This is a genomic window from Allobosea sp. UC22_33 (genome assembly GCF_042700715.1).
Classification (GTDB): domain Bacteria; phylum Pseudomonadota; class Alphaproteobacteria; order Rhizobiales; family Beijerinckiaceae; genus Allobosea.
Genome location: NZ_CP170556.1, coordinates 4,350,319 through 4,362,181, shown reverse-complemented (window position 1 = coordinate 4,362,181; position 11,863 = coordinate 4,350,319). Strand labels below are relative to the sequence as shown.

Here is an 11,863-nt window from a genome sequence, read left to right as displayed (position 1 = left end):
ACTCTCAGGCGGCTGTGCGGGTTTCGACGAGCCGGGCGAGGAGGCTGGCGCCGACCGGCAGGATGCCGTCGTCGAGGACATAGGCCGGGTTGTGCACCGGTACCGTGCCGGCATGGCCGACCCAGGCATAGGCGCCGGGCACGACGCGCAGCATGTCGGCGAAATCCTCGCTGCCCATCAATGGCTTGCCATCGGTCAGTACGCCCTCGGTGCCGACGATCTCGGCGGCGACGGCGACCACGGCATCGGTCTGGGCCTCGTGGTTGACCAGCACGTTGAAGATGTTGCGGATGTCGACATCGATCGTGACGCCGAAGCTGGCCGCAGTACCGGCGGCGATCTCGCGCATGCGGTCGCGCACGAGCGCGCCGATCTCCGGTGAGAAGGTGCGGATCGTGCCGGCGAGCACGGCCTCCTCGGGGATGACGTTATAGGCCGAGCCGGCATGGATCTGCGTGATCGAGAGCACGGCCGCCTCGCGCGGATCGGCATTGCGGCTGACGATGGTCTGCAGCGCATTGGCAAGGCTCATCGCCACGACGATGGGGTCGCGCCCCATATGCGGCATCGCGCCATGGCTGCCGCGTCCGGTGATCTTGATGTCGAAGAAATCGGCGCCGGCCATGGCAGGTCCCGGGAAGATCGAAATCTGGCCGGGGTCGAGATCGGGCGAATTGTGCAAGCCGTAGATCTCGTCGCAGGGGAAGCGCTCGAACAGCTTCTCGGCGATCATGCTGCGCGCGCCGCCGAGGCCTTCCTCCGCCGGCTGGAAGACGAAGACCGCCGTACCCTTGAAGCCGCGGTTCTCGGCGAGATAGCGGGCGGCGCCGAGCAGCATGGTGGTGTGCCCGTCATGGCCGCAGGCATGCATCTTGCCGGCGACGGTCGAGCGCCAGGGCAGGTTGGTGATCTCCTGGATCGGCAGCGCGTCCATGTCGGCACGCAGGCCGATGCGCCGGCCGGGCCCGCCGGTGCCGTGGAGGATTCCCACCAGGCCGGTCTTGCCGATGCCGCGATGGATTTCGATGCCCCAGGAGGCGAGCTTCTCCGCGACGATGTCGGAGGTCCTGACCTCCTCGAAGCCGATCTCGGGATGGGCATGGAGATCGCGGCGGATGGCGACGAGCTCGTCCGTGAAGGACAGGATCTCAGGCAGGGCGGGCATGGCGGCTCCAGGTATCGGATGGTTCAGGCGAAGGGATGGCCGAGGGGCGAGGTGCGCAGGCCCGGACGCAGTCTGCGCCAGGGCAAGGCGGCAGGGTCGACCGGCATCGGCCCCGGTGCGGCGCAGACGAGGATCGTTTCCGCGATCGGCTCGAAATCGGCGCGGAAATGCACCGAGCTCTTGTTGACGAGGATGGCCTGCTCGGTCGGCTCGATCCCGACCTGCCGATACATGGCCTGATCGGCCATCTGCGCCTTGCGCGAGCCGACGACGATCCTGACATCGCCGATGCGCAGGCAGGCGCTCGGTCCCAGATTCATCCGCGATCCGCCGTAGAACGGGCCCGGCGCGACGAAGCGCCCGTCCGACAGCTTCTCGACCAGGAACTCCCCGGTGAGCGGCCGGTCGCCGGGAATGCCGGAATTTGCGCCGAGCGAGAGCGCGATCGTCTTGCCTTCACCGGCCGCATGGGCGGCTGCCGCCGCGGCCGCATCGACGATGACGCCGATGGCGGCGCGCCTGGCGCCGCCCTGCACCAGGGCATGGGCCATGCCCATCGTGTCGGAATCGCCGCCCGCGCCGGGATTGTCCTGGGTGTCCGCGATGACGACGGGTTTCGTCGCGGTCCGGGACAATCGCATCGCTTCCGCCACGCCGTCCTCGGGCGAGAAGACCCGGCCCTTGAACGCGGCTTCGCTGGCCATGACGCGGGCGAGGACGGCATCGGCTGCCCGGTCGGCATCGGCCTGCGTCGCGCCATAGGCGAGCACGGTCGCGCCGCAATCGGGGAAATCCGCCGCCGGGAAGCCGGGCAGGAAGGAGAGCGTCGGCACGGCCGGCCCCTCGAGCGCGGCGAGCTCCGCATAGATCGTGCGGCAGGGCTCCATCGCCGTCGCCTGCCAGGCTATGGGGATCAGGTAGGGCACCTGGCGGAAGGCCTTGGCCGGGCGGTTACCGGTCTCGATCAATTGCGCCAGCACCTCGGCGGAGCGACTGCCGGTCAGGGCCATGTCGACATGCGGATAGGTGCGGAAGGCGACGAGCGCGTCAGCCATCGCCATCATGAGCGGCGTGACATTGCCGTGCAGGTCGAGGCTGACGACGAGCGGAACGTCCGGCCCGATCGCAGCGCGCACCCGCCGCAGCAATTCGCCTTCGCCGTCATCATGGTTCTGCGCGACCATGGCGCCGTGCAGGTCGAGATAGACGCCGTCCAGCGGTAGCGCCGCCGCTATGCGCTCGACCAACTCGTTAGCGAGGGTCTCGAAGGCTTCCTCCGTGACATGGGCGGAGGGGCTCGCTGCGCACCAGAGCGTCGGCACGAGTTCCCAATCCCGGCCACGAGCGCTGTCGATGAAGCCGGCGGCGCTCACATTGACGTCCTTCACGGCTGCGAAGATCGCTTCGCCGCGCGCCAGCGGCGGCCAGCCGCCGCCTTGCAGGAACGCTTCCATCCCGGCCATGCTGGGAGCGAAGGTGTTGGTTTCGTGCAGAAATCCGCCAAATACGACGCGGCGCGGCATCCGTTCTCTCCCCGGTTGCCGCCGAGGTAATCACAGGCGGCTGCGCTCTCCAACACGCAAAAGCGCCGGCCCGGCCATGGCGAAATGGCGGGGCTGTGCCGGCCGGCCGCTGCTCGCGGGAGGTCGCCAAGGTTCCATATGCTGCGGGCGAGGCGCGTTCTTCCCCGCTGCAATGGGCGCAGGCGGTCTCAGCCCCTATCGACCCATCGCGTAGAACTCGTCGTTCGGCCTCATGCTGGTCACGTTGGCGAGGCGGTTCGACATGCCGAAGAAAGCCGCGATCGCGGCGATGTCCCAGATGTCGTCCTCGCTGAAGCCGTGCTGCCGGAGGTCGGCGACGTCGTCGTCCCCCACCTCGTAGGCACGCGCCGAGACCTTCATGGCGAAGTCGAGCATCGCCTTCTGCCGGGGCGTGATGTCGGCCTTGCGGTAATTGACCGCCACCTGATCGGCGATCAACGGGTTCTTGGCCCGCACGCGCAGGATCGCGCCATGGGCGACGACGCAATACTGGCACTGGTTGGCGTTGCTGGTCGCGACCACGATCATCTCGCGCTCGGCCTTGGTCAGGCCCTCGGCCTTGTTCATCAGGGCGTCGTGATAGGCGAAGAAGGCGCGGAACTCGTCGGGGCGATGCGCCAGCGTCAGGAAGACGTTCGGCACGAAGCCCGACTTCTCCTGCACGGCGAGGATGCGTTCGCGGATATCATCCGGCAACGCGTCGATCGCGGGGACCGGAAAGCGGCTGATGGCGGGCTGCGTCATGTCTCGATTCCTCTTTTGCGCGGGTTTGGGAGGCCAAGGCAGGGAGCGTTGCTTCTCCCTGCCCGGCGACATGCAGAGCTAGACGGCGACCAGCCGCTCCATCTGCTCGCGATAGTGCTCGATCGCATCGCCGGCCTCGCCCTCATAGGGCTCGACCCTGACGAGGCAGGTATGGGCCGAGCAGCCCTGGCCGAAGCGGGACGTGCCGATATCGACCGTCAGGACGTTCGGATTGCCGGCGATGTCGAGGCCGCTGTTGCCGGTCGGCGTGAACCAGGCACCGGTCGGCAGGACGACGACCCTGCGCCGGACATCCTCGGTGAGCCGGGCCGTCGCGAGACAGGCACCGCGCTCGTTCCAGAGCCGGATCGTCTGGCCGTCGGCGATGCCCAGTTCGGCGGCGTCCTGCGGATGGAGGCGCGCCTGCTCGCGGCCGCCGCGCTTGGCGGCCATGCTGGCCGGACTCGTCTCGAGCTGGCTATGCAGCCGGCCTTCCGGCTGGTGCGAGATCAGGTGGAATTGCTCGACCGCATCGGCGGCGCCGAGCCATTCGACCGGCTCGATCCAGGCCGGGTGAGCCGGGCAATCGTCATAGCCGAGCGCGTCGAGGGTCTGGCTGCCGAGGACGATGCGCCCGCTCTCGGTTTCGAGGGCGTTGTCCTCGGGCCGCTCGCGGAACTCCGACAGATAGGTGTGCTCGGCTTCCGTCGGGCAGCGGGCGTAGCCTTGAGCCCAGAAGGCATCGAAATCCGGCATCGTGAAACCGAGGCGCGCGGCAGCGTCCGTCCGGGTCGCCTCGTAGAGATGGCGCAGCCAGCCCATCTCGTCGCGGCCCTCGTCGAAGGCCGGTCCGACGCCGAGCTTTTCGGCGATGGCGCGGAAGACATCGAAATCGGAGCGGGAATCGCCGACCGGTCCGATCGCCTTGTGCATGGCGATGACGAAATCCGAGCGCCTGTTGCCCGCGATGTCGTTGCGCTCGATCGAGGTGTTGGCCGGCAGCACGATGTCGGCGCGCTGCGCTGTCGCCGTGAACATCGGGTCCTGGACGATGATCGTCTCCGGCCGCGTCCAAGCTTCGGCGAGGCGGTTGAGGTCCTGATGGTGGTGATAGGGGTTGCCGCCGGCCCAGTAGACCAGCCGCGCATCCGGATAGGTCCTGGTTTCGCCTTCATAGCTGTATTCGCCGCCGGGATTGAGCAGCATGTCGCTGATCCGGGCGACGGGAATGAAGCTCTCGATCGGCTTGCGCAATTGCGGGAGCGCCGGCGACTTCGCCAGGTTGATCGGCGTCCCGACGCCGCCGAGCGAGGCGTAGCCATAGCCGACACCGCCGCCGGGAAGGCCGATCTGGCCCGTCATCGCCGCCAGCGCCAGCGCCGCCCAGAAGGGCTGCTCGCCATGATGGGCCCGCTGCAGGCTCCAGCTCACGGTCAGCATCGAGCGGGTCTCGACCAGTCGCTGTGCCAGATCGGCGATCCAGCCGGCTTCGAGTCCTGTGACACCCGCGGCCCAGGCCGCATCCTTGACCATTCCGTCCCGGCTGCCGTCGAGATAGGCGACCAGCCGCTCGGAGCCGCTGGTGCAGCGTTCGAGGAAGGCACGGTCGTGCCGATCCCGCTTCAGGATCTCGCCGGCGAGCCCGAGCATCAGGGCCGTGTCGGTGTTCGGCCGGATCGGCCACCATTCGGCGTCGACCCAGTCCGGAATGTCGTCGCGCAATGGCGAAACCAGGATGACCTTCACGCCCCGCTCGGCGATCCTGCGCAGATGGGTTTCGAGCGTGTGGCTCGCAATGCCGCCGGCCTCGTTCTGCGCAGTCCGCGGCGAGAGCGCGCCGAAGACGACCAGCGTTTCGGTATGCTCTGCGATGCTGTCGAGGGTGTTGGCCTGGCCACCGCAGGCGCCGTCGTCGCCCAGCGTATGACGCAGGATCACCGGGCCGGCCGCGATCGAATAGGTGTCGACATGGCCGGTATAGCCGCCGACGAGGTTGAGCATGCGCTTCAGCTGCGAGGGGGCGTGATGGAAGCGCCCGCAGCTCGTCCAGCCATAGGAGCCGGCGAAGATCGAAGCATTGCCATGGGTCTCCGCCACGCGCCGGATCTCGCCGGCGACGAGCGCGGTCGCCTCGTCCCAGCTCACCGGCACGAAACGGTCGCTTCCCCGGCCGCGGCGGTCGCTCTTCTCGCGGTTTTCCAGCCAGCCGGCGCGGACCAGCGGCGTCAGCACGCGGCGTTCCGTGCTCGCCCAATCGCGGACCGACTGGTTGATCGGCGACGGGGAGGGATCATGCTCGAAGGGTTCGATCCCGACGATCCGGCCGTCCTCGACCAGGATCGTGTAGGCGCCCCAGTGGCTGCAATGCGGAAAGCGCTGGACCCTACTCATCCGCGTACCTTCTCCCGGTCCGTCGTCTCCGCCTCGGAAGCCTGCGCCTCATCGGCCTGCACGAAACCCGGCAAGGCATCGGCGAAGAGCTCGCCCTGCACGCCGGCCTCATCGAGGATCGCCGCGGTGTGCTCGCCGAAGCGCGGCGGCGCCATGCGGTAGGTGGCCGGGGTCCGCGACAGCTTGATCGGGCTGCCGGTGCCGCGATAGGCCCCGATATCGACCACCATTCCGCGGTGATGCGTATGCGGATCGGCCATCACCTCGTCGATATTGCGGACGGCGCCGCAGGGCACGCCGGACCTGACCAGGCGCTCGGCCAGCGGGCCGCAGTCGAAACCCGTCATCGCGGCCTCCAGATCGGCCTTGAGCGCGTCGCGGTTGATGTTCCGGTCCCTGTTGGTCGCGTAGCGCGCATCCTGCGCCAGCTCCGGCCGGCCGATGGTCTTACAGAGCGTGGCGAATTGCCGGTCGTTGCCGACGGCCAGGAAGAGCGGCGCATCGCGCGTGGCGAAGACGTCGTAGGGGGTGATGTTGGGGTGGGCGTTGCCGGAACGCCCCGCCACCTTCCCCGACAGATAATAGTTCGGCAGATGCGGGTGCAGCAGCGAGACCCCGCAATCATAGAGCGTCGCCTCGACGAACTGTCCCTTGCCGCTCGATGCACGCTCCTGCAGCGCCATCAGGATGCCGATCACGGCGTTGAGGCCCGTCACCATGTCGACGACGGGCAGCCCCACCCGCAGCGGCTCTCCGCCGAGCTCGCCATTGACGCTCATGATGCCGGCGGAGGCCTGGATCGCGGCGTCGTAGCCGGGCAGGCCGCCGAGCGGCCCGTCCGCGCCGAAGCCCGAGATGCGGCAATGGACGAGGCGCGGGAAGCGCCGTTCCAGCTCCTCGCGGCCAAGGCCCCAGCGCTCGAGCGTGCCGGTCTTGAAGTTCTCGATGAAGACGTCCGCCGTCTCCAGCAGGCGCAGCAGCAGTTCGCGGCCGGCCTCCTGCGTCAGGTCGAGGGCCATGCCGCGCTTGTTGCGGTTGAGGCCGAGGAAATAGCTCGCCGCACCGTCGAGGAAGGGCGGCCCCCAGCCGCGCGTCTCGTCGCCCGCGGGCGGTTCGATCTTGATGACGTCGGCGCCATGGTCGCCAAGGATCTGGCCGGCATAGGGCCCGCCGAGAACGCGGCTGGCATCGATCACCTTGATGTCGGCGAGAGAGCCGGTGCGAGAATTCATGTCCTGTCCTGCTGGCTGTCTCGGGCGGATCCTGGCGTCATGCCTGGATCTCGCGCCGCATCTGGCTTGCGAATTCGGGATAGGTTTCCGCGAGCTCGTCCATGACCTGGCCGCGCAGGAGGTCGAGCGTCGCCCGGTCCGGCAAGTCGGTCTGCGGCGGCCGATCGGCATGCGCGAAGCTGAAGCCGGTCGCCTCCCGGACCTCCGCCAGCTCATGGCCGGGATGGAGGCTCTCCAGCGTGAAGCCGGGACGGGCCTTGTCGAAGCTGAACAGGGCCTTGCCGGTCAGCAGCGCCATCGGCCCGCCCGTCCGGTGGATGCCGGGCTCGCTGATGCCGGGCGCGCTGGTGAAGTCGACTTTTTCGACGAAGACGCGCGGGCTGTGCTCCTCGCGGAAGAGGATCACGCGGGGAACCACGAAATAGAGATAGGCCGAGCCGAAGGAGCCCGGCCAGCGCGGCGCCGAGGCCGGATAGTCGCCGATGCCGACGAGATTGATGTTGCCGTGCCCGTCGATCTGGCCTCCGCCGAGGAAGAAGGCGTCGATCCGCCCCTGTCCGGCACAGTCGAACAGTTCGGCGGAGCCGTTCGTGAAGAAATTGTGCTCGACGGAACCGAGGATCGAGATCCTGACCGGCGGCGCGCCGGCGCGCTGCTTCAAGGCGCGCAGCAGCATCGCACCGGCGGCGGGAATCGGCGAGGAGGCGCCGACCGCGACATGCCGGACGCCGTCGAGCAGCCGGGCGATCGTCGTGATCAGAATCTCGCGGGGATGGATCTCCGTCATCGGGCGGCGTCCTGCATCGGCGCGGCCGGCGCCGCGGCCATGTATTCCGCGAAGCCTTCCGGCGTGCGTGCGGCCTTGGCGTAGCGCAGGATCTCGGCCGTATCGGTCGCGTACTCGCCCCAGAGGCCATAGGGCCAGGCCCCCCGGGGCGCGACCGCGATCTCGGTCACGTAGAGCGCCGGCAGGGTTCCGGCAGCGCTCATCTCGTCGCCGAGCAGGCTCTCCTCGACGATGCGCTCGACCGTGATCAGGGTCTGCTTCGCGGCATAGGCCATCGCGGCGAGCTCGCGCCGCCGCCCGATCCAGACATTGCCGTGCCGGTCCGCCATCGGCGCATGGAAGATCGCGATATCCGGCCGTGCGGCCGGGATCAGGACGATCGGGTCGCCGTCCTCAGCGAAGGGATTGTCGATCACCCGCCAATCCGGCCGGAAGCGGAGGATGTCGCTGCCGATAATGCCGCGCAGTGGCTGGAAGGGGTTGCCCTTCTGTGCGGCCATCAGCCCGGCATGGATCGCCGGGCAGGTGGCGTCCCGGACCGTGATCCGGCCTTGCGCGATCGCCTGGTTGAAGCGCGGCGCGCCGCCGGCCTCGCCGAGCGAGACCGCGCTGGTCTCGACAGAGCGGACGAGCCCGGCGCCGACCAACTGGTCGACCTGCAGGCCACCGGTGGGAACGCAGAAGAGATCGAGATCGCCGGCGCCGTGCTCGATCAGGGCCCGGGTCATCGCCATCGAGACCCCGGCATAGTCGACCGGCAATGCCAGCTGCATCCCCGCCTCGACACGGCGCGCCATGTCTTGCAGGTCCATCGCGTCCCTCCGTTCCGCCTTCGACGCGGCATCGAAATGCGGCGTCATGCGTTCCAAATTATAGAACGATATTCTGAAAATAGCGTAGCGGCCTGCTGCTTGCGCTGTCAATACGGCCTTGGGCGCTGCCGCCGCCGATCGCCCGCCAGCCATCGCCCGGCCGTGATGAGACAGCTTGACAGCATCGCAATCAAGCTGATTATTGGAAAAAAACAGAATAGCGTTCTATAATTCAGAACACTGGGAGAAATGTGATGGCAACTGAACTGGCGTCCCTCGCCGAGCCGCCGGCGAATGCAGGGATGTCGGGGGCGGAGCGCGAGCAGAGCTCGATCGGCGCAGGCATCGTCCTGCGCGACGTGGTCAAGACCTACGGCGATTTCCGGGCTGCCGATTCCATCTCCCTCGACATCCGGCCGGGCGAGTTCATCACCCTGCTCGGCCCCTCGGGGAGCGGGAAGACGACGCTGCTCAACCTCATCGCCGGCTTCCAGAAGCTCGACGGCGGGGAGATGCATGTCGACGGCGCGCCGATCGATCACGTCCCGACGCATAAGCGCGGCTTCGGCATGGTCTTCCAGAGCTATGCGCTCTTTCCCACCATGACCGTTGCGCAGAACGTCGCGTTCCCGCTGCGCATGGCCGGATTCGACCGTGCCACCGCGGAACGCCGCGTCGCCGAGACGCTGGAGATCATGCGCCTTTCCGAGCATGCGCAGAAGACGCCCTCGCAGATGTCCGGCGGCCAGCAGCAGCGTGTCGCCATCGCCCGCGCCATCGTCCGCCGCCCCCGGATCGTCCTCATGGACGAGCCGCTCAGCGCGCTCGACCGGCGGCTCAGGGAATCCATCCAGATCGAGATCCGCGAACTGCACCGCACCATCGGCAGCACCATCCTGTTCGTCACCCATGATCAGGGCGAGGCGCTGACGATGAGCGACCGCATCGCGGTGATGGATGCCGGGCGGATCGTGCAGATCGGCACGCCGGTCGACATCTACCGGCACCCGCAGAACCGCTTCGTCGCCTCCTTCGTCGGCGAGAGCAACCTGATCGAAGCCGAAATCGTCCAGCGTCGCGGCGCGACGATGGCGCTGCGCAACCGTGCCGGCTACGTCTTCGAGGCCGATGCCGGGCACGGCATCGAGGTCGGGCGCGCGACGGTGCTGGTGCGGCCGGAGCGGATCGCCATCGCCGACGGCCCCGGGCCGCACGCGATGCCGGTCACGGTGACCTCGGCACTGTTCCTCGGCGAGATCCTGCGGATCGAGGCGCGGGCGGAGAGCGGCGAGACGCTGCTGATCCGCTGCATGGACGCGGCCGGGCGGAAGCTCCCTGCGGCCGGGGAGCGCCTGCATGTGAGCTGGGGTGCCGCCGATTGCTGGGTGCTCGCATGAGTGCCGCCGCGACCACCTTCGCCGGGCCCAGACAAGGCAGCCTGCGCGGCAGGCTCTCCAACCCGGCGCTGCTCCTGCTGCCGGCCGGCCTTTTCCTCGGCTTCATCTACCTGCTGCCGGTCATCGACCTGTTCCGCCTCAGCGTCAGCGGGCCGACATGGTCGATCTTCTTCGAGCGCGTGTTCTCGGTGCCGCTCTACTGGGATTCGCTCGTCCGGACGATGCAGATATCCCTCAGCGTCGCGACGCTGTGCCTGCTGCTCGGTTATCCCACCGCGCTTCTCATCCGGCGCACGTCAGGCATCACGCAGATGCTGATCACGGCGGCGGTGATCCTGCCTTACTTCATCGCGATCCTGATCCGCACCTATGCCTGGATGGTCCTGCTCGGACGCAACGGGCCGGTGAACAAGTTCCTGACGGGGCTCGGCGTCCTGAGCGAGCCGGCCCAGCTTCTGTTCAACCGCGGCACGGTCCTGCTCGGCATGACGGCGGTGCTGCTGCCGATCATGGTGCTCAGCATCTATTCCAGCGTGTCGCGCCTCGATGCGGCGCTGCCGCGTGCGGCGCAGGCTTCCGGCGCCGGGCCGATCGCCACCTTCTGGCGCATCCTGCTGCCGCTCACGCTGCCGGGAATGGGGGCGGGCTTCCTGCTCGTCTTCGTGGCCGCGCTCGGCTTCTTCATCACGCCGACCCTGCTCGGCGGGCCAGGCGACCAGATGTTCGCCATGCACATCGTGCAGCAGGCCGATTTCATCAACAGCGAGGGCTTCCTCCAGGCGCTTGCGGTCGTGCTCCTGGTCATCACCCTGCTCTTCGTCGGCGTCGCCGGTCATTTCCTCGGTTTCGAATTCATCTGGGGCGGCAGCAAGGCAGACGGCGGGGCAGTGCGTGCAACGGCCGCCCGCGCCAGCGAGGGGGCGCCGCGGCGCAGCCTCCTGAGCGGTATCGTCGACCGGATCGGCTGGCCGATCCTGCGGCTGCTCAGCCGCCTCAGCCCCGCCTGGGGACGCTGGACCGTCTTCATCCTGGCCGGGGCGGTGATCGCCACGCTGATCCTGCCGATCCTCGTGGTGATGGTGATCTCGTTCAGCAGTGCCTCGTTCCTCACCTTCCCGCCGCCAGGTTTCTCGCTGCGCTGGTACGAGAAGTTCTTTTCCGATCCGAACTGGATGGATGCCTTCTGGCATTCCGCCGTGATCGCTGCCGTGTCGGCCGTGATCTCGGTGGTGCTCGGCGCCTCCGCCGCCATGGGGGTCGTGCGCAGCGAGATCCGCGGCAAGTCGATCATCATGCTGCTGCTCGTCAGCCCGGTCATCGTGCCGCCGGTGGTGCTCGGCCTGTCGCTCTACAGCCTGTTCCTGCGCTTCGATCTGGTCGGCTCGATCTGGGGCCTGGCCTCGGCGCATGCGATCGGCGGCATCCCGCTCGTGGTGATCATCGTCTCGGCCGCGCTCCAGAGCGTCGACCGGCGCCTCGAACAGGCGGCCGCCCTGCATGGCGCGTCTCCGCTCAACGTCTTCCGCACGGTGACGCTGCCGGCGATCGCACCCGGGCTGGCGGCAGCGACGTTCTTCGCCTTCCTGCACTCGTTCGACGAGCTGGTGCTGTCGCTGTTCTTGTCGAGCGCGCAGCTCAAGACGCTGCCGCTGATGCTCTGGGCCGACATCAACTACCAGCTCAACCCGGTTCTGGCGGTGGTCTCCTCGCTCGAGGTCCTGCTGGTCGTGATCGGGCTCGCGCTCGCGGGCCCGGTGCTGGCGCGAACACGCGCCGGCGCCTGATACGCAA

General features: G+C 68.1%; 9 protein-coding genes. 2 read left to right on the top strand and 7 right to left on the bottom strand.

All coding sequences use genetic code 11. From position 1 onward, the window contains the following. Positions 1-4: 4 nt before the first annotated feature. The 7 genes from ACFJGT_RS21115 to ACFJGT_RS21085 all read right to left on the bottom strand — a co-directional run bounded on the left by ACFJGT_RS21115 (position 5) and on the right by ACFJGT_RS21085 (position 8,675). Positions 5-1,165, bottom strand: coding sequence for a M20 aminoacylase family protein (locus ACFJGT_RS21115; RefSeq protein WP_377842007.1), 1,161 nt, complete (start codon positions 1,163-1,165; stop codon positions 5-7). Between the two features lie 23 nt (positions 1,166-1,188). After that, on the bottom strand, positions 1,189-2,688 hold the full coding sequence (locus tag ACFJGT_RS21110) for a M81 family metallopeptidase (RefSeq protein WP_377842004.1): 1,500 nt from the start codon (positions 2,686-2,688) through the stop codon (positions 1,189-1,191). Between the two features lie 195 nt (positions 2,689-2,883). Then, positions 2,884-3,453 carry a peroxidase-related enzyme gene (locus ACFJGT_RS21105; protein WP_377842002.1) on the bottom strand — a complete coding sequence of 190 codons (570 nt, stop codon included), beginning with the start codon at positions 3,451-3,453 and terminating at the stop codon, positions 2,884-2,886. Positions 3,454-3,531: 78 nt separating this feature from the next. Next, a complete protein-coding gene (locus tag ACFJGT_RS21100) occupies positions 3,532-5,844 on the bottom strand; it encodes a molybdopterin-dependent oxidoreductase (protein WP_377842000.1) in 2,313 nt (770 codons plus the stop codon). Beyond that, positions 5,841-7,076 (bottom strand): CaiB/BaiF CoA transferase family protein, encoded by a 1,236-nt coding sequence (locus ACFJGT_RS21095; protein ID WP_377841996.1) that lies wholly within the window; start codon positions 7,074-7,076, stop codon positions 5,841-5,843. The genes ACFJGT_RS21100 and ACFJGT_RS21095 overlap by 4 nt, the downstream gene beginning before the upstream one ends. A gap of 37 nt (positions 7,077-7,113) precedes the next feature. After that, entirely contained in the window at positions 7,114-7,863 is a 750-nt protein-coding gene (locus ACFJGT_RS21090; protein ID WP_377841993.1) for a CoA-transferase, read from the bottom strand. After that, positions 7,860-8,675, bottom strand: a complete 816-nt coding sequence (locus ACFJGT_RS21085) for a CoA transferase subunit A (protein ID WP_377841991.1) — start codon at positions 8,673-8,675, stop codon at positions 7,860-7,862. The genes ACFJGT_RS21090 and ACFJGT_RS21085 overlap by 4 nt, the downstream gene beginning before the upstream one ends. A 254-nt stretch (positions 8,676-8,929) precedes the next feature. On the opposite strand from ACFJGT_RS21085, the gene ACFJGT_RS21080 reads away from it, so the two are divergent. Beyond that, positions 8,930-10,072: an ABC transporter ATP-binding protein gene (locus tag ACFJGT_RS21080; RefSeq protein WP_377841989.1), complete on the top strand. Its 1,143-nt coding sequence runs from the start codon at positions 8,930-8,932 to the stop codon at positions 10,070-10,072. Next, entirely contained in the window at positions 10,069-11,856 is a 1,788-nt protein-coding gene (locus ACFJGT_RS21075; protein WP_377841986.1) for an ABC transporter permease subunit, read from the top strand. The genes ACFJGT_RS21080 and ACFJGT_RS21075 overlap by 4 nt, the downstream gene beginning before the upstream one ends. Positions 11,857-11,863 lie beyond the last annotated feature (7 nt).

Bases quoted from the DNA above. Each gene is read 5' to 3' on its own strand.
- ACFJGT_RS21115 (WP_377842007.1), bottom strand. From the start codon at position 1,165: ATGCCCGCCCTGCCTGAGATCCTGTCCTTCACGGACGAGCTCGTCGCC.
- ACFJGT_RS21110 (WP_377842004.1), bottom strand. From the start codon at position 2,688: ATGCCGCGCCGCGTCGTATTTGGCGGATTTCTGCACGAAACCAACACC.
- ACFJGT_RS21105 (WP_377842002.1), bottom strand. From the start codon at position 3,453: ATGACGCAGCCCGCCATCAGCCGCTTTCCGGTCCCCGCGATCGACGCG.
- ACFJGT_RS21100 (WP_377842000.1), bottom strand. From the start codon at position 5,844: ATGAGTAGGGTCCAGCGCTTTCCGCATTGCAGCCACTGGGGCGCCTAC.
- ACFJGT_RS21095 (WP_377841996.1), bottom strand. From the start codon at position 7,076: ATGAATTCTCGCACCGGCTCTCTCGCCGACATCAAGGTGATCGATGCC.
- ACFJGT_RS21090 (WP_377841993.1), bottom strand. From the start codon at position 7,863: ATGACGGAGATCCATCCCCGCGAGATTCTGATCACGACGATCGCCCGG.
- ACFJGT_RS21085 (WP_377841991.1), bottom strand. From the start codon at position 8,675: ATGGACCTGCAAGACATGGCGCGCCGTGTCGAGGCGGGGATGCAGCTG.
- ACFJGT_RS21080 (WP_377841989.1), top strand. From the start codon at position 8,930: ATGGCAACTGAACTGGCGTCCCTCGCCGAGCCGCCGGCGAATGCAGGG.
- ACFJGT_RS21075 (WP_377841986.1), top strand. From the start codon at position 10,069: ATGAGTGCCGCCGCGACCACCTTCGCCGGGCCCAGACAAGGCAGCCTG.